The organism is Dysosmobacter sp. Phy, from assembly GCF_054476235.1.
This window is the reverse complement of sequence record NZ_CM136997.1, coordinates 2,137,635-2,160,664: the sequence shown is the minus strand read 5'-3', so window position 1 is coordinate 2,160,664 and position 23,030 is coordinate 2,137,635. Positions and strand designations below refer to the sequence as shown.

The following is a 23,030-nucleotide window of genomic DNA, read 5'->3' as shown; positions in this document are numbered from 1 at the left end:
CTTGAAAAAAGGAGAGATGTGCCACCTCAAACGGCTACAAAGTGGTTACGAAACAAGTCAAAACCTCCGGCTGAGCCGGAGGCTTGAGTAGGCCCTATAAGGGCCAGATACGGACGAAGCCCCTTAAGGGGCCCCGAAAGGTTTGCCGACTGCATTTCTTTCTCGGGCTACCCCTTAAGGGGTTCCTCTTATGCCTTCTTGTTCTCGCGACCCGTAAACGGGTCAACAAACTCTTTCAGCCCTATCTGGTCTGCTATTTGATCCGATGCCAGTTGATTTCGGATATACTCTGCTATCTGCTTTTTATTCCGTCCCACTGTATCCACATAATATCCTCTCGCCCAAAAGTGCCGATTCCCATACTTATATTTTAGATTCGCATGTCGGTCAAATATCATCAGACTGCTCTTCCCCTTTAAATACCCCATAATCTGTGACACGCTGTACTTGGGTGGGATACTTATCAGCATATGGATATGATCCGGACACGCTCTGGCTTCTATTATTTCTACCCCCTTCTGCTGGCACAGTTTCCTCAATATCACTCCTATATCCTGTTTTATTTGTCCATATATCTCCATCCTCCGATATTTTGGTGCAAATACGATGTGATATTGACATCTCCAACTCGTATGCTCTAAACTACTTATGTCTTTGTCTTTCACGATGAAGACCTCCCTGTTATCGTAGTTGTGTGGTCGGCAAACCACTTCTACCTTATCAGGGAGTTTTTTCTTTTTCTACTTTTCTCCTCGCTTTAAGCTATTTTTTACCCCCGGCTTAGCCGGGGGTTGCCTTTGGTACCACCAAAAACAAAGACACACTCATGCGAGTGTGTCTCAGTGTTGGCGCTACCTATTTTCCCGGGCCGTCGCCAGCCAAGTATTGTCGGCAGGAACGAGCTTAACTACCGTGTTCGGAATGGGAACGGGTGGACCCTCGCCCTAATCAGCACCAACTTCTGTCTTCCGGCTTTGCCGGAGAACATCCTGTATTATATTGTCTTTTGCTCTCTTTGTCAAGAAGAGTTTGGTGACCCGTACCGGATTCGAACCGATGTTAACGGCGTGAGAGGCCGCTGTCTTAACCACTTGACCAACGGGCCATGGTGCACCTTCACGGACTCGAACCGGGGACCCACTGATTAAGAGTCAGTTGCTCTACCAACTGAGCTAAAGGTGCATACTCTTCTTTTCACGAGCGTGCGCTTTTCGCTGCACCCTCAAAACCGAACAATGTGACATCCACTTCTTCAGGCCGCCTGCTTTCTTCTTGTAGGTCAAGCCCTCGGGCTATTAGTACCGGTCAGCTGCATGCATTACTGCACTTCCACCTCCGGCCTATCTACCAGGTAGTCCTCCTGGGCCCTTACCCTCTTTCGAGGTGAGAGATCTCATCTTAGGGGGAGTTTCACGCTTAGATGCTTTCAGCGTTTATCTCGTCCGTACTTAGCTACCCAGCTATGCCCTTGGCAGAACAACTGGTGCACCAGAGGTACGTCCATCCCGGTCCTCTCGTACTAAGGACAGCTCCCTTCAAATCTCTTACGCCCGCAACAGATAGGGACCGAACTGTCTCACGACGTTCTGAACCCAGCTCGCGTGCCACTTTAATCGGCGAACAGCCGAACCCTTGGGACCGAATTCAGCCCCAGGATGTGACGAGCCGACATCGAGGTGCCAAACCTCCCCGTCGCTGTGGACGCTTGGGGGAGATCAGCCTGTTATCCCCAGGGTAGCTTTTATCCGTTGAGCGATGGCATTTCCACTCACATACCACCGGATCACTAACTCCAACTTTCGTTACTGCTCGACCCGTCGGTCTCGCAGTTAGGCTGGCTTCTGCGTTTACACTCACTGCACGATTTCCGTCCGTGCTGAGCCAACCTTTGAGCGCCTCCGTTACACTTTAGGAGGCGACCGCCCCAGTCAAACTGCCCGCCTAACAGTGTCCCCCGACCGGATTCACGGCCGCAGGTTAGAAAATCAGCAATCCAAGAGTGGTATCCCACCGGCGACTCCACCCAAGCTGACGCCCGGGCTTCCATGTCTCCCACCTATCCTGTACATGAATTACCGATTTCCAGTATTAAGCTGCAGTAAAGCTCCATGGGGTCTTTCCGTCTAGTTGCGGGTAACCGGCATCTTCACCGGTACTACAATTTCGCCGGGCGGGCTGTTGAGACAGTGCCCAAATCATTACGCCTTTCGTGCGGGTCAGAACTTACCTGACAAGGAATTTCGCTACCTTAGGACCGTTATAGTTACGGCCGCCGTTTACCGGGGCTTCAATTCAATGCTTCACCTTGCGGCTGACATCTCCTCTTAACCTTCCGGCACCGGGCAGGCGTCAGCCCATATACGTCATCTTTCGATTTAGCATAGACCTGTGTTTTTGGTAAACAGTTGCTTGGGCCTTTTCACTGCGGCCTCTTTCGAGGCTCCCCTTATTCCGAAGTTACGGGGTCAACTTGCCGAGTTCCTTAACAACCCTTCTCCCGTTGGCCTTAGGATTCTCTCCTCATCTACCTGTGTCGGTTTGCGGTACGGGCACCTTAGTATACCCCAGAGCTTTTCTCGCCTCCAAGCATCGCCGACTTCGCTACTATATTTCGCTCCCTTTCGCCCGGGTCAACCAACGCCCGGGTTCGGCTATCTCAAAGTGTCCCTCTGGCTTAAAGTTCGGTGGTTACGGAATTTCTACCGTATGTGCATCGACTACGCCGTTCGGCCTCGCCTTAGCTCCCGACTTACCTTGGGCGGACGAACCTTCCCCAAGAAACCTTAGATTTTCGGCCATTATGATTCCCACATAATTCTCGCTACTCATTCCGGCATTCTCACTTCTGTACAGTCCACCGCTGCTCCCGCTGCGACTTCGCCCCGTACAGAACGCTCCCCTACCACTGTCTTTCGACAATCCCAAGCTTCGGTTATACGCTTAGCCCCGTTACATTTTCCGCGCAGAGTCACTCGACCAGTGAGCTATTACGCACTCTTTTAATGAGTGGCTGCTTCTAAGCCAACATCCTGGTTGTTTTCGCAATTCCACATCGTTTTCCACTTAGCGTATATTGGGGACCTTAGCTGTGGGTCTGGGCTGTTTCCCTTTTGACAATGAAACTTATCTCACACTGTCTGACTGCTATGCATCAATTAGCCGGCATTCTTAGTTTGATAGGCGTCGGTAACTTTATCAGCCCCTAAACCATTCAGTGCTTTACCTCCGGTAATCTAACATAACGCTAGCCCTAAAGCTATTTCGGGGAGAACCAGCTATCTCCGAGTTCGATTGGAATTTCACCGCTACCCACAAGTCATCCGCCACCATTGCAACGGGGGTCGGTTCGGTCCTCCATGGGGTTTCACCCCCACTTCAACCTGCTCATGGGTAGGTCACCCGGTTTCGGGTCTATGGCAACGAACTTTACACGCCCTATTCAGACTTGCTCTCGCTTCGCCTCCGGTACTGAATACCTTAAGCTTGCTCGTTACTATAACTCGCCGGACCGTTCTACAAAAAGTACGCCATCACACATTAACGTGCTTTGACTGCTTGTAAGCACAAGGTTTCAGGTTCTCTTTCACTCCCCTCCCGGGGTCCTTTTCACCTTTCCCTCACGGTACTGCTCCTCTATCGGTCATCAGGTAGTATTTAGGCTTGGATGGTGGTCCACCCGGTTTCCCACGGGGTTTCACGTGTCCCGCGGTACTCTGGATCCGATCGAGTGCACATCGCCTTTCGCCTACGGGGCTCTCACCCTCTGTGGCGGGCCTTCCCAGACCCTTCGGCTAAACTAGTGCACCGTATGATCGTCCGCAACCCCGGAGAATAAATCCTCCGGTTTGGCCTCCTCCGCGTTCGCTCGCCACTACTAGCGGAATCTCGGTTGATGTCTTTTCCTCGCCCTACTTAGATGTTTCAGTTCAGGCGGTTCCCCGCGTACGCCTATTTGATTCAACGCACGCTACACAGGTATTGCCTGTGTGGGTTGCCCCATTCGGAAATCTCCGGATCACAGGATATTTGCTCCTCCCCGAAGCTTATCGCAGCTTATCGCGTCCTTCGTCGGCTCCTGATGCCAAGGCATTCCCCTTGCGCTCTTTCCAGCTTGACCTTTCAGTCAGAGAAATCTTGGTTCTCTTAAGAATTATGCAGGCTTCACAAAGATTGAAATTGTAATCGTTACCCTCATCTTTTCAGATGTGTTCCACAATTAAAATTTGCTTGCCGCGTCTTTTGACGCAGCAACCTCTCTGTTGCCTTACTTCATACATGTCACATTGTTCAGTTTTCAAGGTGCAGCTTTTCCAGCCTCGTTTGAAGCCAGATCTCAAAGTCCAATCCCTTGGGCTTTGAGATCCGACAGCAAATGCCGTCTTCTGGTGGGCCCGAGTGGGCTCGAACCACCGACCTTACGATTATCAGTCGTACGCTCTAGCCAGCTGAGCTACGGGCCCGTCTCTCTCAGATCTTACGACCTGTTGAAAGCGCCTTATTAAAGTTTTCTTTGCCTACTTTCTTTTTCAAAAGAAAGTATGGTGGAGATAGTCGGGATCGAACCGGCGACCTCCTGCTTGCAAGGCAGGCGCTCTCCCAGCTGAGCTATATCCCCTCGTATCCCCTAGGGCGTGTACCCTCTAAATTAAACAACGTAACTACTCGACGCTCCAAACGTCTGACCAGGATGTTACGACCAGATGTCTCACTGATCGAGGTCTCCTTAGAAAGGAGGTGATCCAGCCGCACCTTCCGATACGGCTACCTTGTTACGACTTCACCCCAATTATCGAACCCACCTTCGGCCGCGCCCCCCTTGCGGTTAGGCTACGGACTTCGGGTGTTCCCGACTCTCATGGTGTGACGGGCGGTGTGTACAAGGCCCGGGAACGTATTCACCGCGGCATGCTGATCCGCGATTACTAGCGATTCCGACTTCACGCAGGCGGGTTGCAGCCTGCGATCCGAACTGGGACGGCTTTTAGGGGTTCGCTCTGCCTCGCGGCTTTGCCTCCCTCTGTTGACCGCCATTGTATTACGTGTGTAGCCCAGGACATAAGGGGCATGATGATTTGACGTCGTCCCCACCTTCCTCCGTTTTGTCAACGGCAGTCTCGCTAGAGTGCTCTTGCGTAGCAACTAACAATAGGGGTTGCGCTCGTTGCGGGACTTAACCCAACATCTCACGACACGAGCTGACGACAACCATGCACCACCTGTCTCTGCTTTCCCCGAAGGGCACCTGATGTATCTCTACTTCGTTAGCAGGATGTCAAGCCCTGGTAAGGTTCTTCGCGTTGCTTCGAATTAAACCACATAATCCACCGCTTGTGCGGGCCCCCGTCAATTCCTTTGAGTTTCAACCTTGCGATCGTACTCCCCAGGTGCAATACTTATTGTGTTAACTGCGGCACGCAGGGGGTCAGTCCCCGCACACCTAGTATTGATCGTTTACAGCGTGGACTACCAGGGTATCTAATCCTGTTTGCTCCCCACGCTTTCGCGCCTCACCGTCAGTTGTCGTCCAGTAACCCGCCTTCGCCACTGGTGTTCTTCCTAATATCTACGCATTTCACCGCTACACTAGGAATTCCGGTTACCTCTCCGATACTCAAGACCGACAGTTTCAAATGCAGTTTGGAGGTTGAGCCTCCAGATTTCACATCTGACTTATCAGCCCGGCTACACGCCCTTTACACCCAGTAAATCCGGACAACGCTTGCCACCTACGTATTACCGCGGCTGCTGGCACGTAGTTAGCCGTGGCTTATTCGTCAGGTACCCTCTTCTACTGTTCCCTGACAAAAGAAGTTTACAACCCGAAAGCCTTCTTCCTTCACGCGGCGTTGCTGGGTCAGACTTGCGTCCATTGCCCAATATTCCCCACTGCTGCCTCCCGTAGGAGTCTGGGCCGTATCTCAGTCCCAATGTGGCCGGTCAACCTCTCAGTCCGGCTACTGATCGTCGCCTAGGTGGGCCGTTACCCCGCCTACTAGCTAATCAGACGCGAGGCCATCTTCCAGCGATAAATCTTTGGCATGTCCGGGATGCCCCGGTCATGCATCATGCGGTATTAGCAGTCGTTTCCAACTGTTGTCCCCCTCTGGAAGGCAGGTTCCTCACGCGTTACTCACCAGTCCGCCACTAAGCATTCCCATCATTTGGCCGAAACCTCAGTCAGGGGTGCTCCGTTCGACTTGCATGTGTTAAGCACGCCGCCAGCGTTCGTCCTGAGCCAGGATCAAACTCTCTATAAAATGGTATCAACACGAGCCGTAGCTCGAGCTAATCTTTCATAGAGCTATTTTCCATAGCTTCATCTTTTGCCTCCGCGACCGATAATTGACTCAACCCGGTCCTTCGGCTTCTTTGGTTCTTCTTCCGTGATCTCTCACAAAAGAAGCGTCCGTCTGGTGCTTTCTTTTCGTTACGTTGTTTAATTTACAAGGTGCACGCCGCTCCCGGCGGAACATTGCTATTATATCAGGTCTCTCTTCATTTGTCAACCACTTTTTTCTTCTTTTTTTCGAAGTTTTTGTGGCTCACATCCGGTCGTCCCGAACAGCTTGCTTAGAATACCACTCCTGCCACCACTTGTCAACACCTTTTTTCGATCTTTTTCAAAAAAAGTCGGCCGCGCTATTCACGCGGCCGGCTTTAGCAAATTTGCTATTTATTTATAATGTTTACCCTTCAGTTGGCCCAGACCTCATCAAAGATCTTCTCAATCTCAGCATCGGGCTTGGCGGTCAGCAGGCTCACCACCACGATGGCAACGGAGGCCACGATGAAGGCAGGCAGCAGCTCATAGATGGCCCAAGCGCCGCCTCTGGGGGCGATCAAGTACTTCCAGATGAACACCATGGCGCCGCCGGCCACCATACCGGCCAGAGCGCCCCATTTGGTAGAGCGCTTCCAGAACAGCGCAAAAAGCACGGTGGGGCCGAAGGCCGCGCCGAAGCCCGCCCAGGCGAAGGACACCACCCGGAACACGGAGCTGTCGGGATCGCGGGCCAGGAAGGCCGCCAGCAGAGACACGCACACCATGGTGGCACGGGCCACAAACACACTCTTCTTCCCGCTGATCTTCAGGTGGAAGAACTCCACTGCCAGGTTCTGGGATACGGAGGAGGAGGCAGCCAGCAGCTGGGAGTCCGCCGTGGACATAGTGGCAGCCAGGATGCCTGCCAGGATCACACCGGCCACCAGGGCCGCAAAGACCCCGTGGTTGCCGATGAGGCTGGCGATCCGGACGATGATGGTCTCGGAATCCGCCAGCTGATCCAGGGTGCCGGCCTTGGTCATACCGCTGCCCACTACGCCGATGATGATGGCGACCCCCATAGAGATGACCACCCAGGTAGTCGCTACCCGGCGGCTGAGGGTCAGCTTCTTCTCCTCTTCAATAGCCATAAAGCGCAGCAGAATATGGGGCATGCCGAAGTAACCCAGACCCCAGGCCAGCAGGGAGCAGATGGTCAGCAGGCTGTATGGATTGGAGCCGCCGGTGGCGGGGTCGTAGATGTTGCTCAGGGACAGGTAGCCGGCCATGGAGCGGGCGTTGTCCAGCACGGCGTCCATGCCGCCGGCGTTGACCACGCCGAAGCCCAGCACCACGACCAGGGCCACCGTCATGATGATGGACTGGATCAGGTCGGTAAAGCTGGCCGCCAGGAAGCCGCCCATGACGGTATAGACCACGATGACGGCGGCGGAGATCAGCATGGCGGTGATGTACTCCACGCCGAAGAGGCTGGCAAAGAGCTTTCCGCAGGCGGAGAAGCCGGAGGCCAGATACGGCACGAAGAAAATGATGATTACCACGGCGGCGATGGCGGACAGAAGGTTCCGCTCATCGCCCCAGCGCTTGGAGAAGAACTGGGGCACGGTGATGGCGTCCAGACGGTTGGAATACCGGCGGATGCGGCGGGCCACGATCAGCCAGTTGATGTAGGTGCCGATAGCCAGGCCGATGGCGGTCCAGCTGGCCTCAGCCAGGCCGGTCAGGTAGGCCACGCCCGGCAGGCCCATCAGCAGCCAGGAGGACATGTCGCTGGCCTCGGCGCTCATGGCGGTGACGAAGGGGCCCAGCTTCCGGCCACCCAGGTAGAAGTCGTCCACGGAATTGTTGCGCTTGGCGAACCAGACGCCGACGCCCAGCATGGCGATCAGGTAGATCGCGATGGCCAGGCAGATGCAGATTTGTGCGGTAGTCATACTCTCTCTCCTTTTGACATTCAATGAGCAAGATGATACCACACTCGAAACCAGAATGAAATACAGAACAGAGTATAGAATTTAGTCTATACTCTGTTCTCATAAAAAATCGTTTTTTCATTGATACTAAAAGATTTTTTATATAGACGATTTTCAAAATAGAAAACAGTCCAAAATAAAAAATCAGTTTTGGGCCCGATAGCTCTCCAGAAACATGGGGGTCACGCTGTCTGTGTAGGACACCAGGGAGTAGTCCCCGCCGCACAGGCACCAGTCGTACAGCAGCGCCCGCTCCCAAAGGGCATAGGCCTTGACAATGTCGTTGACCGTCCGGTCCCGGCGCAGCTCCCCCGTCTCCTGGCCGGCGGAGACGATCTGCCGCAGCAGCTTGAAATAGTACCGGTTCCGGTCCAGCAGGTGCTTTTCGCCCCGGGCCAGAAGCTGCGTGGACAACAGCCGGGCCAGCAGGTCCATGGACACGCCGCCGTCGATCATGGCAAAGAGCTCGTGGTTGAGGTAGATCAGCTTGTCCATGGCGCCCATGGCAGGATCCATGACCTCCATGAGCTGTTCATACTTCTCATCGAACACATAGGCCAACGTGCCCAGCAGCGCGTCCTTGCCGTCGAAATAGTGGTAGAAGGAGCCCTTGGAGGTCTCCGACTCGAACACGATATCCTCCACGGTGGTGTCCTCGTAGCCCTGCTCGTAGAAGAGCTTCCAGGCGGCGGAGATGATGCGTCCGCGGGTGTTTCTGGCGGATTTTCTGGGCATGAGAGGCCCCCCTTTCCCGGTCTTTTCCCCAGCATACCACACCCGGGGCGCCGGTGCAAATCCTATCTCCGAAGCAGCAGCGCAGGTTTTGCATGCTTTTCGGCACATTCTCTGTTGCGCTTTTCCGCTTTATGCTGGTATAATGTGAAAGCAAAGGAGGGATGCTCTTGAAATTCTGGAAGATGAACGGCGCCGGGAACGACTTTCTGGTGCTGAACAATCTGGAGGAGCACCTGCCGGTGGACCGCCTGCCCCAGATCGCGCGGACGCTGTGCGAGCGGCGGCTGTCCATCGGAGCCGACGGTCTGATGGTGGTGGACGCCCCTCAGGCGGGCGGCGACTACCGGATGCTGTTCTACAACTCCGACGGCAGCGTGGGCGAGATGTGCGGCAACGGCGCCCGGTGCATCTGCCGGTACGGCTTTGAAAACGGCCTGGCCGGGGAGAAGCAGACTGTGGAGACCACCGCCGGCATCGTCACAGGACAGCGCATCGACCGCCGGCGCTACCGGATCCGCCTCAACGATCCCACCACCATCCAGCTGGACGCGGCGGTGGAGGTGGACGGCGTGCGGTACGCCTGCTCCTATGTGGAGTTGGGCAACCCGGGTCTCCCCCATGCGGTAGTACCCTACCACAATCTGAAAAATGCCGATGAAAACGAGCTGCGGGAGCTGGGCCGGGCCATCCGCTGGCACAAGTCCTTTCCCAAGGGAGCCAATGTCAATTTCTACGAGATGACCGGGGAGGACACCATCTTCGAGCGGACCTTCGAGCGGGGCGTGGAGGACTTCACCTACGCCTGCGGCACCGGCACCGGGTCACTGGTGGCGGTCCTGACCCTCCAGGGCAAGGTCAGCGGCCACGACGTCAAGGTGGATATGACCGGCGGACAGCTGGTGATCGACGCAGAGCGGGAGGGCTCCCGGATCACGGCGCTGTACCTGACCGGGCCCACCAACGTGGTCTGCAAGGGCGAGGTCACCGACGAGGACCTCCAGCTTTAACCGTATGTAAGGCCGTCCGGCCATACAGAACTTCCAAACCATTTGCGAGAAGGAGAGAGAATATGAGTGAGAAACTGACCAAGAAATCCGTGGCCCGCAACTACGCGTTTCTGGCCGTGATGCTGGGGTCTATGATCCTGGGCTCCATTGTGGGTGCCTTCTTCCCCCAGGTGAAGGAGGGCGACGAGGTCGTCAAGGCCGGCGCCACCGTCCTCAAGCCCCTGGGCACGCTGTTCATCAACATGATGTTCTGCATCGTGGTGCCCATGGTGTTCGCCTCTATTGCGGGCTCCATCGCCACCATGCGCAGCCGCAGGCGGGCCGGCAAGATCATGAGCACCACCATTCTGACCTTTATCATCACCGGCGCCATCGCCGCCGCCATCATGATCGTGCTGATGAAGATCATCCCCCCCGTCCTGGTGCCCTGGAGCGACCTGGCCGAGGGCGTGGTGGACGATCCCATCTCCATCCCCAACCTGATCGTGAACTTCTTCACCGTGGGAGACTTCTCCTCCCTGCTCAGCCGCAGCGCCATGCTGCCCCTGATCGTGTTCGCCATCCTGTTCGGCTTCGGCGTGAACCTGGGCCCCGGCCCCGACAGCCCGGTGGCCACCCTGCTGGTGAGCCTGTCTGAGGCCATGATGAAGGTGGTCCAGATCGTCACCTACTACGCTCCCATCGCCTTCTTCGGCTTCTTCGCCGACCTGGTGGCCACCTACGGCTCCCAGATCACCCAGGATTACGCCCGGGCTCTGGCAGTCTACTATCCCCTGTGCTTCATCTACATCTTCACCGCCTTCCCCCTGTTCGCCTGGTTCGGCGGCGGCAAGGGCGCCATCGGCGAGATGTTCCGTCACATCGCCCGTCCCGCCATCACGTCTCTCGGCACCTGCTCCTCCGTGGCCACCATCCCCACCAACATGGAGGAGGCTGAGGCCACCGGCATCTCCAAGGACGTCAGCGAGATCGTGCTGCCTCTGGGTGCCACCATGCACATGGACGGCTCCTGCTTCTCCTGCGTGCTGAAGATCGCGTTCCTCTTCGGCGTGTTCGGCAAGCCCTTCAACTCCATCGGTGACTTCATTCTCATCATCCTGGTGGCGGTGCTGTCCTCCGTGGGCATGAGCGGCGTCCCCGGCGGCGGCTACATCGGCGAGTTCATCATGTGCTCCGTGTTCTTCCCGGACCAGCTGGCCGTGGCCTACCCCATCGCCATCACCATCGGCAACCTGGTGGATCCCCCCGCCACCATGATCAACTCCTCCGGCGACTATGTGGTCTCCTACATCGTCTCCCGGTTCGTGGACGGCAAGGACTGGTATCAGAAGATCCGCGCCTCCCACTGAGAAACCGCTTCCAACAGACAACGGAGCCCCCGCTTTTCAGCGGGGGCTCCGTATTTTACTGGATTTTCATGGGAGCTCCTCACCGGCGCAGGGGCACTCCCGCTTTTGCTCCATGGACTCCTTGACGCTCTTTCCGAAGGGCGTGGCGGCAAGGCCGCCCAGGGCCGTCTCCCGGAACTCCACCGGCAGACGCCGGCCCACCTCGCCCATGCAGTCGATGACCTGGTCCACCGGCACCCGGCTCAAAATGCCGGCCAGGGCCATGTCGGCGCTGGAGACGGCGTTCACCGCGCCGATGACGTTGCGCTTGACGCAGGGCACCTCCACCAGCCCCGCCACCGGGTCGCACACCAGGCCCAGCAGGTTCTTCAAAGCCATGGCCACCGCCTGGCCGATCTGGTCCGCCGTGCCGCCCCGCAGGTCCACCAGAGCCCCCGCCGCCATGGCGGAGGCGGTGCCGATCTCCGCCTGGCAGCCGCCGGAGGCGCCGGCGATGCAGGCCCGGTAGCCGATGACGGCGCCGATGCCGGAGGCCACATACAGGGCCCGGACGATGGCGTCCTCATCTACGGCGCCCCGGCGGAACAGGGGCACCAGTACCGCCGGCAGCACACCGCAGGCCCCCGCCGTGGGGGCCGCCACGATCCGCCGCATGCAGGCGTTGGACTCGCCCACGCACAGCGCCGTGGCGATGACCTGCTGCATATACTCGCCGCAAAGGCTCTCGTGTTCCGCGCCGTAGTCCCACATCTTCTGGGCGTCGCCGCCCACCAGGCCGCTGACGCTGCGGCTGTCGCTGCGGTAGTTGTCCACCGACTCCAGCATGGCCCGCCAGGCGGACCGCATCTTCTCAAAGGAGGCCTCCGCCGTCACCTGGCGCTCCTCCACGTCGGTGTCCAGCACCACCTTCCAAAAGGGCTTTCGCCCCGCTTCGATCTTGTCGAAGATCTCCTGCATGGAATCCAGGGCCATGGGTCAGTCCTCCTTCTCATAATAGGTGACGGTCAGCACGCCGTAGGCCGCCCGCAGCCGCTCCAGGGCGTCGGCGGGGACGCGCTGGTCCGTCTCCACCACCGTCAGGCCGTCGCCGCCCCGCCGGTCCCGGCAAAGGCGCATATTGGCGATGTTGATGCCGCTGACCGACAGCTCATTGAGGATGCGGCTGAGCTCCCCGGCCACGTCCTGATGGCGGATGACCAGGGTGTTGAAGATGCCGGTGAAGTTCACCTCCACCCCGTCCAGTCGGTCCACCCGGATGCGTCCGCCGCCGGTGGAGGCCGCCTGGAGCGTCAGATGCTTCCCGTCGGCGGACCATACCTCCACCACAGCGGTGTTGGGGTGGGCCTCCCGCAGGGAGACCGTGTGAAAATGGAAATCCAGCCCCTGGTTGTCCGCAATGGCAAAGCTGTCCGGGATGCCCAGGTCGTCGGGCTTCATGCCCAGCAGGCCCGCCACCAGGGCCCGGTCCGTACCGTGGCCCTGGCCGGTCTCGGCGAAGGAGCCGTGGAGGCCGATCTCCGCCCGCACCGGCTCTGCTCCCAGCAGCGTCCGGGCCATGCGGCCGATCCGCACCGCCCCGGCCGTATGGGAGCTGGAGGGCCCCACCATCACCGGGCCGAGAATGTCAAAAATATCCAGCATGGATATCAAGCCTCCTTAAGCATCCGAAATCTCTCCCAGCGTATCATACCGCTGTAAATTGTTCAAGAAGTTTTCCCGGGAAAGTTGACCTTCTCCCCCGCATCCCCTATACTGGAGGAAAAGAAAGGAGCGTGACGCCATGGCCTCTCTGCTGCTGCGCAATCTGAACACGGTGGTCACCTGCGACGACGCCGACACCATTTTGGACCATGTGGACCTGTACTGCGAGGACGGGGTCATCCAAGCCATCGGCCCCGATCTGCCTCAGACTGCCGACACGGTGCTGGAGGGCACCCACTACTGGTGCTATCCCGGCCTTATCAACACCCATCACCACCTCTATCAGGTATTCTCCCGGAATTTGCCCCAGGTGCAGAACCTGGAGCTGTTCCCCTGGCTCACCGCCCTGTACGAGATCTGGAAGGGCCTGGACCGGGAGGTGGTCCGCTTCAGCTCCCTGACCGGCATGGGAGAACTGATGAAGCACGGCTGCACCACCTGCTTTGACCATCACTACGTGTTCCCCGCCGGGGCCGGGGACCTGCTGGGCGCCCAGTTCGCCGCGGCGGAGGAGCTGGGCATCCGGATGGTGGCCTCCCGGGGCAGCATGGACCTCAGCCGCAAGGACGGCGGCCTGCCGCCGGACAGCGTGGTCCAGACGGTGGATGAGATCATGGCCGACTCTCTCAAGGCCATCGAGACGTATCACGATCCCCGGCCCGGATCTATGCGCCAGGTGGTGCTGGCCCCCTGCTCTCCCTTCTCCGTGAGCAGCGAGCTGCTGCGCCAGAGCGCCATCCTGGCCCGCCAGTACGGCGTCCGGCTCCACACCCACCTGTGCGAGACGAAGGACGAGGAGCGCTGGACCTTGGAAGCCCACGGCGTCCGGCCTCTGGAATACATGGCCCGGCTGGGCTGGACCGGCAGCGACGTGTGGTACGCCCATGGCATCCACTTCAATGACGAAGAACTCCGCGAGCTGGCCCGGACCGGGACCGGCGTCGCCCACTGCCCCATCTCCAACATGAAGCTCTCCTCCGGCGTGGCCCGGGTCCCGGAGATGCTGGCTCTGGGCGTCCCGGTGGGCCTGGCGGTGGACGGCTCCGCCTCCAACGACGGGTCCTCCCTGATGGAGGAGCTGCGGGTGTGCTACCTGCTTCACCGGCTGACCTCCAGCGACAAGGCGCCGTCGGGCTATCAGGTGCTGAAGCTGGCCACCCGGGGCAGCGCGGCGCTGCTGGGCCGGGAGGACATCGGCCAGCTGGCCGCGGGAAAGCGGGCGGACCTGTTCCTGGTGGACGCCCGCCGTCTGGAGCTGGCCGGGGCGGAGTACAGCCCCGCCGACGTACTGGCCACCGCGGGCCTCCGGGGCCCGGTGGACTACACCGTGGTGGAGGGCCGGATCGTGGTGAAGGAGGGCCTTCTCGCCGGCGTGGACGAGGCTGCCGTGGCAGAGCGGGCCAGAGCGGTCTGCAAAGCGTATCTGGACCGGGCGTGATCTCTTCACCACTCGGGAACCCGTCAAAAAGAAAATCTCCGCAAGAAAGGAGGGCCGCCCGGCCCTCCTTTTCACATGCCAGGGGGGCGCAGATCGCCCCGAAAAGGACCCGATATCCTCCCGGACTTCCGGCAGAGGTTTCCGCGTCTCTCAGAGTTTTTTTATCTCCCCTATGGACGCCGGGCCACAAACCCTCTATAATGGCTTCATATCGCGCCCATTTGGGCCCAAGAAAAACTGACGCAAGGGTGGAGATGACATGATGAGTATTCCCTCTGATATCGAAATCGCGCAGTCCTGCCAGTTGCAGCCCATTGACAAGATCGCTGAGACAGCCGGTGTGGACGCCGATTATCTGGAATCTTACGGCCGCTACAAGGCCAAGGTGGACCACCGCCTTCTGCGGGAATCTACCCGTCCCTACGGCAAGCTGATCCTGGTGACCGCCATCAACCCCACGCCCGCCGGCGAGGGCAAGACCACCACCACAGTGGGCCTGGGCGACGCCCTGCGGCGCATGGGCAAAAACGCCGTCATCGCCCTGCGGGAGCCCTCCCTGGGTCCTGTGTTCGGTGTCAAGGGCGGTGCCGCCGGCGGCGGCTATGCCCAGGTGGTCCCCATGGAGGACATCAACCTCCATTTCACCGGCGACCTCCACGCCGTCACCGCCGCCAACAACCTTCTCTCTGCCATGGTGGACAACCACATCTTCCAGGGCAACGCCCTGGGCCTGGACCCCAAGCAGGTAGTGTGGCGCCGGGTGCTGGACATGAACGACCGCCAGCTGCGCTCCATCGTGGGAGGCCTGGGCGGCAAGAACAACGGCGTTCCCCGGGAAGACGGCTTCGACATCACCGCCGCCTCGGAGATCATGGCGGTGCTGTGCCTGTCCAGCTCCATCGCGGACCTCAAGACCCGGCTGGCCCGGATCATCGTGGGCTATACCTTCGACGGCAAGCCCGTCACCGCCGGGGATCTCCAGGCCGCCGGGGCCATGGCCGCCCTGCTGAGGGACGCCCTCAAGCCCAATCTGGTCCAGACGCTGGAGGGTACCCCCACCTTCATCCACGGCGGCCCCTTCGCAAACATCGCCCATGGCTGCAACTCCGTCATGGCTACCCGCATGGCCATGAAGCTGGGCGACTACGCCGTCACGGAGGCCGGCTTCGGCGCCGATCTGGGCGCGGAGAAGTTCCTGGACATCAAGTGCCGCATGGCGGGCCTGCGGCCCGACGCCTGCGTGGTGGTAGCCACGGTCCGGGCGCTGAAGCACCACGGCGGCGCCGCCCGGGCGGACCTGGGCAAGCCGGACACGGCGGCGCTGGAGCGGGGCCTGCCCAACCTGCTGCGCCATGTGGAGAACATGACCCAGGTCTACGGCCTGCCCACAGTGGTGGCCATCAACCGCTTCCCCACAGACTCCGCCGCAGAGCTGGACCTGATCCGGGACCGGTGCCGGAACCTGGGCGTCCAGGTGGCCCTGTCCGAGGTCTACGAAAAGGGCGGGCAGGGCGGCCTTCAGCTGGCGGAAGAGGTGGTGAGCCTCTGCGACAGCGGCGAGGGCCGGTTCACCTTCGCCTACGACAGCGACCAGACCATCCAGGAAAAGCTGGACGCCATCGTCCGCAAAGTCTACCGGGGCAGCCGGGCGGTGCTGACGCCGGAGGCCCAGCGGCAGGCGGCCCACCTGACGGAGCTGGGCTTCGGCGGCTGCCCGGTGTGCATCGCCAAGACCCCCTACTCCTTCTCCGACGACCAGTCCCTGCTGGGAGCCCCCTCCGGCTTCCAGGTGACGGTGCGGAACATCAAGGTCTCCGCGGGCGCCGGGTTCCTGGTGGCGCTGGCCGGAAACGTGCTGACCATGCCGGGGCTTCCCAAGGCCCCCTGCGCCCAGCAGATCGATCTGGACAACAACGGAACAATCACCGGCCTTTCCTGAAAGACAAACAGCCCGGGAACGCACTGCGCCCCCGGGCCGTTTTGCTTTATCGCTGTTCTTCCAGCCGCTGCAGCAGCCCCTGGCAGCCGGACAGTACATCCCGCCAGGTGGCATTGAAATCCCCGGTGTACCAGGGGTCCGCCACATCCTCCCCGCCCCGGCCGGCAAACTCCAGCAGGGCGTGGACCTTGCCCGTCGGATCACCGTTCCACATCCGGCGCATGTTGGCGAGGTTGGCCCGGTCCATGCCGATCAGATAGTCGTACCGGTCATAGTCCTCCCGGCGGATGCGGCGGGCGGCGTGACCGGCGCATCCGATGCCGTGCCGGGCCAGCTCCTGCCGGGCAGGGGGATAGACGCCGTTTCCGATCTCCTCGGCACTGGTGGCGGCGGAGGCGATCTCGAACCGGTCCGCCGCTCCTGCGGCGGCCACCAGGTCCTTCATCACAAATTCCGCCATAGGGCTGCGGCAGATATTGCCGTGGCATACGAACAGGATTTTTACCATTTCTTCCCCTCTCTATTTCTCGAAAATATGAGCCTGATTTTCAATATTTCCGCATTTTCAGAACTTTTCAAGCAGCTTCTGTTTTCACCCTCTCCATAACTCTACAAGAATCTACACCACTGTTCACAAATTTGGTGTAAATCTGGTGTACGGCTCAGCCGTCCCCCACCGCTTTCCGCATGGCGTTTTCTGCCGCCTCATAGCTGGCGTGGGTGTAGACATTGAGGGTCACGCCCGCGTCGGAGTGCCCCATGAGATATTGCAGGCTCTTGAGGTCGATCCCGCTGTTGGCCATCTCGGTACAGAAGGTGTGGCGCAGGACGTGGGGCGTGATGGAGGGCAGCTTGTCCTCGTGGGCGTCGTTGTACCGGTCCACGATCCGCTTCATCACATGCTCCAGGTGCATGGCCACCTTGGGCTTCCCGTCCTTGTCCAGGAACAAGAAGCCGGTGTGCCCGTCGATCAGCAGCTCCACCTTGGGCTGTTTGCGGCGCTGGACGGCGTTCTGAAAGGCCCGATATACCTCGTCCGTCATAGGGATGTACCGCTCTCCGCTGGCCGTCTTGGGCTTTTCCACATAGTACTCGCAGTGCCTGGTCCGGGTCAGCTGTCGCTCCACCTTGATTCGCCGGGCCTCAAAGTCCAGGTCCGCCCGGGTCAGTCCGTAGAGTTCGCTGACCCGCATTCCCGTCCCCAGCAGAATGATGATCTCGTCGTAGTACTGGGAGTAATGCCTGCTCTCCCGGATAAAGGTCAGGAACCGCTCTTTGACCTCCCCGGAGATCGCCTGGCGGGTCTTGGAATCGTTGGGCACCACATCGGTGATCTGGAAGGAAAACGGATTGCGCCGGATGATGTCATCCTCCACCGCCATCTCAAAGGCCGGACGCAGGACGCCACGGACGCTGGTGATGGTGCTGTATCTCCGGCCATCCTGATACAGTTTGATGAACCACTGTTTGGCGTCTGAGGGCTTGATGTCCCGGATCTTCAAGCAGCCAAAGTTCTCCTTGCTCACCAGGTTCAAGACGAACTGATACCCCACCTTTGTGTTATAGCGCACGCCGGTCTTGGTGGCGATATACCGCTTCAAAAGGTCAAGGACGATGATCTCCCCGGCGGCGTAGTCGATCCCGTCGTTGAGTTCCTTCTGGATCGTCTGCTCCTTGACCCGCAGATCTTCCAGGGTGCGGGCGTAGACGCAGACACGCTTGCCCCTGACGTCGGTGTAGCGGTACATATAGGTGCCGTCCTTGCGTTGGCTCTCTCCGTTCCGCAGGACACGGTTTTTGCTGTCTTTTCTCCTTTCAGCCATTCAATATCGCTCCTTTTCAAAAGGAGCCCTGACATGAAGTATTATACCATATCAGGGCCCCGATTGCCACTACAGTCAAACAGAATACAGACCTTCCAGATACTTCTCGAAGGACTTGCGCTTGATGAGCCGTTTATTGCCCACCCACAGCACAAAGGGACAGCGATCTGTATCTGTCAGGGCCCGGAGCTTGTTGATCCCGATCCCGTAGTAGGCCGCCGCTTCCTCCAAAGAGAGGTTTGCCTTCTCCCAAATGGGAATCGTCAGCATGGAAAACACCACCTTTCCGAAAATTCCTGAAAACTCAGGTGGCTTATCATAGGCAAGTGTTTTCCCGACTATCAGGGGACGGCTATTCCGTGTAGTTGTAGTGAGAAAAGACGATCTCCAGCCGGTTGTGACCCATGGCCCCGCTGACGGCGGCGACCACCTGGGTGGGGTGTCCCCGGTAGGTGTCGCCGCTCTTTGCGTCCCGGCCGGAAAGGTGAATGTAATTCTTGGGGTTAAGATCGCCGCCGAACCAGAGCTTTCCCTGGGCTTCTTCCTGCTCCAACTGGCGGAGCAGAGCAGCGCAGTACTCAGCCCGGAAGCGGTGGTTGTCAATGTGGCTGTCATAGGCCGCAAACAGGGGCCTGGCGGCCTCTGGAGCCCTGTCCACGATGGAGGTCACCCGCTCCTTAAAATCGTTGAGAACGGGCGCTATACGCTCCTTTCCGCCCTTTTCCACCAGCCTGATCCCCACCACCTGGCCCTTTTCATTCCGCACGCAGTCATTGGGGGTGATCCTGGTAACAGAAGCACGGCGGCACCCGCAGGCTTTGGCAACGGTGATCTGATCCTGAAACTTGGAAAACCGCCGCCTGTCGTTCTCCGTCTCCTCCCGGCTGCGGCTGATCTCTGACTTCTTCCGGGAGCGAAGCCCCAATTCCTGCTTGGATAGATCGAAGCCCAATGCCTTGTTGATGGCGGCCATGTCCCGGCTCACCGTCCAGGAGGACAGCCCTTTAGCCTCCCGTTCCAGCAAGTAAGCGGCGGCATGGGCCCTGGTGATTTGAGCGGCATTTTTCATCTTGTGGGCGGAACACCACTCCGCGAAGGGCTGCATAGCGGCCCGGTAGGTCTCCATGGTGCCGATACTAAAGATCCCATCCACCTTGGCCGGGTTGTAGCCCTCCAAATTTCCATGTTCCTTTATGTAGGCTTCCCGTGCTTCTTGCTTGGCTTCATGCTTGCTTTGGCCGAACCGGGCCAGTTTAGACAGCCTGTTTTGAAGGCCGCCAAAGATCCGCTTCGCCGCCCCTTTCAACTTCTTCATACAGGTTCCCCCTTTTGCGCATAGCAAGTAACCGTGCGTGCATTTCATGCCCGCCCGTTTACTTGCCGCCCTCCCGATCTAAAAAAGAAACTTTCACACGAATCCAAAAGCGTAAGGTGTTGAGACAAGCGCGTTTTTTCAGATGGTTGCGCTTCCATCATGGCCCGCTCCCGTGCCCGTTTTCCCGGCTGGCAGCCGGGAGAAACGGGACACGGCAACGGCTTTGGGGGTGTATCGCCCCCACCGTCAGCGGTTTCCGGTTGGAAACTGCGTGACCCTCGTTGTCCTGGGGGTTCTCTGTCCCTCCACGGCTGGCTGCCGTGTGGTGGATCTCCCTGCCGTCTCTGCACCTCTGCTTTTGTGGAAACCTGCTGCTTGCTCACCCTCCTTTTTTACTTCCAAGATTGGTGCGGCACCCTGCCGCCCTGGTGTCGATGTGGCCTGTCCTATCTTGCGATATAGGATCGTCCTGTGCTTGTACCCTGGTTTCGTATGGCCTTAAATATGGCTGACTTACTATATACAAATCCAGAAAAAATTATCAGCACCCATGTCGAAATTTTCCGGCATGGGTCCTGTTTCGCTTTTGACAATGCAGTTGATTTTATTCGCTTTTTCGACTATAATATACTCAGTGCAACTGAATGTCCAAGGCCCAGGAGGTTCTTATGAAATACCTTTCCATCAAAGAAGTCTCGGAGAAGTGGGGCATCTCCACCCGCCGCATCCAAATCCTCTGCAAAGAGGGGCGCATCCCCGGCATTATCATGATCGGACGCACCTGGGGGATACCGGAGGACGCCGAGAAACCGGCGGACGCGAGGATCAAGAGCGGGAAGTATGTTAAGAAAACCACATCGGACAAAGATTGCAATAATCACAATATATGAAGAAGGAATAGGAGGATATATGGATACTTATCTAACAGCATTGAAAGACATTGTAATTGTGCTGGCACCTATTATTGTTGCCTATATAAGTTATAAAAGTAATAAGAAAACCCGGAGAGATATTAAATTAGAGATTGAGAAAATTTCTAAAGAAAAAGAAGCCGAAACGAAACAAATTCTCGAAAAAATCAGCGCAGAATTGGAAAGTCAGAAACAGTTAATGTCATGGCAAAATTCTATGCCGCAAACCAATGAATATACCAAATTGATTGAAGTAAAACGATTTGGAAATGTTTCGGCGCTGCCAGCTCTCTGCGAAAATATCGATAAAATTATAAATAATAACCCATCGTTAGATGTACTTGTTGAGTTAAAAGATATGCTTGAACTGATTGACCTTCCATCTGAGAAAGATGAACTGTTTCCGCATGAAGTGCCAATTCTTTTAAACTACAGAGTGACAAAAAAGCAATTACAATGGAAGATTGATTTACTTCGTGCCGCAACAGAAAATCAGGAGGACACACACCATGCCGACGCTTGAATGGATCGGAAAAGATAAAGTCATCAACCACCACCAGGAGGTGCCTTTCCGGGTGCTGGAGCGCCGGTACAGCTATGACGAGGCCGGGCAGCATGACGAGGACAACGGTAGCGAGAACATGATTATCCGGGGGGACAACCTGGAGGCGCTGAAGGCTCTGCTGCCCCGGTACGAGGGCCGGGTGAAGTGCATCTACATCGATCCGCCCTATAACACTGGCAACGAGGGCTGGGTATATAACGACAATGTGAATGACCCCAGAATCAAGAAGTGGCTGGGGGAGGTCGTGGGCAAAGAGGGGGAGGACCTGACCCGCCACGACAAATGGCTGTGCATGATGTATCCACGGCTAAAGTTACTTCAAAAACTACTGGCAGAGGATGGAGTTATCTTTATCAGTATCGATGAGATTGAGCATCGTTATCTGGAACTGATTATGGACGAAATTTTCGGAGCATCTAACCGCATAGATACATTTGTGTGGCAGAACAACTATGGCGGAGGAGCCAAAAGCAACTATGTTGTCCATTTACATGAGTACGTTTTATGTTTTGCTAAAAATCTTTCTACTGTTGGAAAAATTGAACTTCCACCAGATGAGAATATTCTAAAATATTATAAATATAGAGATGACAAATTTGATATAAGAGGACCTTATAGATTACAACCTCTAGCCACAACAAGCATGGATGATCGTCCAAACTTGCGCTATCCATTGTATTATGAAGGGCATGAAATTTGGCCTGCTAAACAGTGGTTTTGGGCAAAAGAAAGAGCTTTGGAGGCTCAAGCCAATAATGAACTCGTATTTTCAGAAAAAAACGGAAAATGGACTGTAAACTATAAGCAATACCTAAATGGTGCTGACGGAACGCAAAGAAAGAGTAAGCCATATTCAATTATAACTGGAATCTATACACAGGCGGGAACAAAGGCAATTAAAGAGATTATGGGAAGTGGAAAGGCGTTTGATTTTCCTAAGCCGCCTGAACTCATTTCGTATTTTTTACAAATGATTACAGGTGAAAATGATATTATCCTTGACTCTTTCGCCGGTTCCGGCACTACCGCCCACGCCGTCCTCAACATGAACAAGGCAGACGGCGGACACCGCAAGTTCATCCTGGTGGAGATGATGGACTATGCCGACAGCATCACCGCCGAGCGGGTGAAGCGGGTGATCCAGGGCTACGGCGAGGGGAAAAAAGCGGTAGAGGGCACCGGCGGCAGTTTCAGTTTTTACGACCTGGGGGAGCCGCTGCTGGTTGGCGACTGCCTCAACGAGTCCGTGGGCCCCGAGAAGATTCGGGAGTATGTCTGGTTCATGGAGACCCGGGCACCCTATGCCCCGGCCACGGGGGAGAACCCCTATTATCTGGGGACCTGCAACGACACCGGCTATTATTTCTATTACGAGCCGGAGCAAGTGACGGTACTGGACTATCCGTTCTTGTCCACAATCACGGAGAAAAGCGGCAGTACGGTCATCTACGCCGACCGCTGCTCCATCGGGGCGGACAAGCTGGCCCAGATGGGGATCGTGTTCAAGAAGATCCCCAGAGACATCAGCAGACTGTGAGGGGCAATTATGTTTGAGACTATAATGGGGGTCATTGGCAACATAATATCTTCGATCGTATCCAAAGACAGGAAGTCAGGATTCAGAGAAAACTATGAAGCTATTCGTTTTGAAATTGCAACCACATTGGCGCTGTATGCCAAATATTATCACAATCCTGTCGATCTTGCCCAGATGTCTGACCTGAAATTGCCAAAGGACTATGCCGAGGCATCAGAGAAAATTCGTGCACTTGCGTCCAAAACACGGGCACTCTCTGAGATACTGCCTGACAAACCTAAACATGCGGAAACAAAATCCAGATTAAATGATGTTTCAGCATGCTTATTCGGACTCTCCAATAGTCTTACAACACCGTTCGACTGTGGAATAACGGGGGAGCATCAACAGGTTGTTGATGAGTATGAACGTCAAATCAAAGAATTACTCAAACTATCTTCTGGGAGGTAACGAC

General features: G+C 57.1%; 17 protein-coding genes, 4 tRNA genes and 3 rRNA genes. 8 read left to right on the top strand and 16 right to left on the bottom strand.

Annotation, left to right across the window (positions count from 1 at the left end; all coding sequences use genetic code 11):
• Positions 1 to 188 precede the first annotated feature (188 nt).
• The 10 genes from tnpA to ACVDHE_RS10555 all read right to left on the bottom strand — a co-directional run bounded on the left by tnpA (position 189) and on the right by ACVDHE_RS10555 (position 8,991).
• Positions 189 to 668 carry an IS200/IS605 family transposase gene (gene tnpA / locus ACVDHE_RS10600; protein ID WP_087270007.1) on the bottom strand — a complete coding sequence of 160 codons (480 nt, stop codon included), beginning with the start codon at positions 666 to 668 and terminating at the stop codon, positions 189 to 191.
• Positions 669 to 843: 175 nt separating this feature from the next.
• Positions 844 to 959 (bottom strand): 5S ribosomal RNA (rrf, locus tag ACVDHE_RS10595).
• 71 nt (positions 960 to 1,030) lie between these two features.
• Positions 1,031 to 1,105 (bottom strand) — tRNA-Glu (locus ACVDHE_RS10590).
• A gap of 1 nt (position 1,106) precedes the next feature.
• A tRNA-Lys gene (locus ACVDHE_RS10585) sits at positions 1,107 to 1,182 on the bottom strand.
• A gap of 93 nt (positions 1,183 to 1,275) precedes the next feature.
• Positions 1,276 to 4,117: ribosomal RNA gene (locus ACVDHE_RS10580) — 23S ribosomal RNA — on the bottom strand.
• A 266-nt stretch (positions 4,118 to 4,383) separates the two neighbouring features.
• Positions 4,384 to 4,460 (bottom strand) — tRNA-Ile (locus tag ACVDHE_RS10575).
• Positions 4,461 to 4,539: 79 nt separating this feature from the next.
• Positions 4,540 to 4,615: transfer RNA gene (locus ACVDHE_RS10570), tRNA-Ala, on the bottom strand.
• Positions 4,616 to 4,727: 112 nt separating this feature from the next.
• A 16S ribosomal RNA gene (locus ACVDHE_RS10565) occupies positions 4,728 to 6,257 on the bottom strand.
• Together the 16S, 23S and 5S rRNA genes with 4 tRNA genes alongside form the textbook arrangement of a ribosomal RNA operon.
• Positions 6,258 to 6,693: 436 nt before the next feature.
• Complete coding sequence (locus ACVDHE_RS10560; protein WP_458884547.1) at positions 6,694 to 8,217, bottom strand: sodium/proline symporter; 1,524 nt, start codon at positions 8,215 to 8,217, stop codon at positions 6,694 to 6,696.
• A gap of 183 nt (positions 8,218 to 8,400) precedes the next feature.
• A complete protein-coding gene (locus tag ACVDHE_RS10555; protein WP_213038063.1) occupies positions 8,401 to 8,991 on the bottom strand; it encodes a TetR/AcrR family transcriptional regulator in 591 nt (196 codons plus the stop codon).
• 167 nt (positions 8,992 to 9,158) lie between these two features.
• On the opposite strand from ACVDHE_RS10555, the gene dapF reads away from it, so the two are divergent.
• Both dapF and ACVDHE_RS10545 read left to right on the top strand, forming a co-directional pair.
• Positions 9,159 to 9,998 (top strand): diaminopimelate epimerase, encoded by an 840-nt coding sequence (gene dapF, locus ACVDHE_RS10550; RefSeq protein ID WP_458884546.1) that lies wholly within the window; start codon positions 9,159 to 9,161, stop codon positions 9,996 to 9,998.
• Between the two features lie 62 nt (positions 9,999 to 10,060).
• Complete coding sequence (locus ACVDHE_RS10545; protein ID WP_458884545.1) at positions 10,061 to 11,347, top strand: dicarboxylate/amino acid:cation symporter; 1,287 nt, start codon at positions 10,061 to 10,063, stop codon at positions 11,345 to 11,347.
• 66 nt (positions 11,348 to 11,413) lie between these two features.
• On the opposite strand, the gene sdaAA is transcribed toward ACVDHE_RS10545, so the two are convergent.
• Both sdaAA and sdaAB read right to left on the bottom strand, forming a co-directional pair.
• Positions 11,414 to 12,319 (bottom strand): L-serine ammonia-lyase, iron-sulfur-dependent, subunit alpha, encoded by a 906-nt coding sequence (sdaAA, locus tag ACVDHE_RS10540; protein WP_458884544.1) that lies wholly within the window; start codon positions 12,317 to 12,319, stop codon positions 11,414 to 11,416.
• 3 nt (positions 12,320 to 12,322) lie between these two features.
• On the bottom strand, positions 12,323 to 12,988 hold the full coding sequence (gene sdaAB / locus ACVDHE_RS10535) for an L-serine ammonia-lyase, iron-sulfur-dependent subunit beta (RefSeq protein WP_458884543.1): 666 nt from the start codon (positions 12,986 to 12,988) through the stop codon (positions 12,323 to 12,325).
• Between the two features lie 139 nt (positions 12,989 to 13,127).
• Between sdaAB and ACVDHE_RS10530 the strand changes: the two genes are divergently transcribed.
• A complete protein-coding gene (locus tag ACVDHE_RS10530; RefSeq protein WP_458884542.1) occupies positions 13,128 to 14,486 on the top strand; it encodes an 8-oxoguanine deaminase in 1,359 nt (452 codons plus the stop codon).
• Positions 14,487 to 14,748: 262 nt separating this feature from the next.
• Positions 14,749 to 16,425, top strand: a complete 1,677-nt coding sequence (locus tag ACVDHE_RS10525) for a formate--tetrahydrofolate ligase (protein ID WP_458884541.1) — start codon at positions 14,749 to 14,751, stop codon at positions 16,423 to 16,425.
• 46 nt (positions 16,426 to 16,471) lie between these two features.
• Here ACVDHE_RS10525 and ACVDHE_RS10520 read toward each other — a convergent pair whose 3' ends face one another.
• The 4 genes from ACVDHE_RS10520 to ACVDHE_RS10505 form a co-directional block, all read right to left on the bottom strand.
• Positions 16,472 to 16,933, bottom strand: coding sequence for a low molecular weight protein-tyrosine-phosphatase (locus tag ACVDHE_RS10520; RefSeq protein WP_458884540.1), 462 nt, complete (start codon positions 16,931 to 16,933; stop codon positions 16,472 to 16,474).
• Positions 16,934 to 17,087: 154 nt separating this feature from the next.
• Positions 17,088 to 18,248 carry a tyrosine-type recombinase/integrase gene (locus ACVDHE_RS10515; protein ID WP_458884539.1) on the bottom strand — a complete coding sequence of 387 codons (1,161 nt, stop codon included), beginning with the start codon at positions 18,246 to 18,248 and terminating at the stop codon, positions 17,088 to 17,090.
• A gap of 75 nt (positions 18,249 to 18,323) precedes the next feature.
• A complete protein-coding gene (locus ACVDHE_RS10510; protein ID WP_458884538.1) occupies positions 18,324 to 18,518 on the bottom strand; it encodes an excisionase in 195 nt (64 codons plus the stop codon).
• 82 nt (positions 18,519 to 18,600) lie between these two features.
• Positions 18,601 to 19,563, bottom strand: coding sequence for a site-specific integrase (locus tag ACVDHE_RS10505; RefSeq protein ID WP_458884537.1), 963 nt, complete (start codon positions 19,561 to 19,563; stop codon positions 18,601 to 18,603).
• A 668-nt stretch (positions 19,564 to 20,231) separates the two neighbouring features.
• Here ACVDHE_RS10505 and ACVDHE_RS10500 point away from each other — a divergent pair.
• Genes ACVDHE_RS10500 through ACVDHE_RS10485 form a run of 4 tightly spaced genes read left to right on the top strand, consistent with a single transcriptional unit; the run spans position 20,232 to position 23,026 of the window.
• Positions 20,232 to 20,453, top strand: a complete 222-nt coding sequence (locus tag ACVDHE_RS10500) for a helix-turn-helix domain-containing protein (protein ID WP_458884536.1) — start codon at positions 20,232 to 20,234, stop codon at positions 20,451 to 20,453.
• A 19-nt stretch (positions 20,454 to 20,472) separates the two neighbouring features.
• Complete coding sequence (locus ACVDHE_RS10495) at positions 20,473 to 20,997, top strand: hypothetical protein (RefSeq protein WP_458884535.1); 525 nt, start codon at positions 20,473 to 20,475, stop codon at positions 20,995 to 20,997.
• Positions 20,984 to 22,576, top strand: a complete 1,593-nt coding sequence (locus ACVDHE_RS10490; RefSeq protein ID WP_458884534.1) for a site-specific DNA-methyltransferase — start codon at positions 20,984 to 20,986, stop codon at positions 22,574 to 22,576. Before ACVDHE_RS10495 ends, ACVDHE_RS10490 begins: the two co-directional genes overlap by 14 nt.
• Positions 22,577 to 22,585: 9 nt before the next feature.
• Positions 22,586 to 23,026, top strand: coding sequence for a hypothetical protein (locus tag ACVDHE_RS10485; RefSeq protein ID WP_458884533.1), 441 nt, complete (start codon positions 22,586 to 22,588; stop codon positions 23,024 to 23,026).
• Positions 23,027 to 23,030 lie beyond the last annotated feature (4 nt).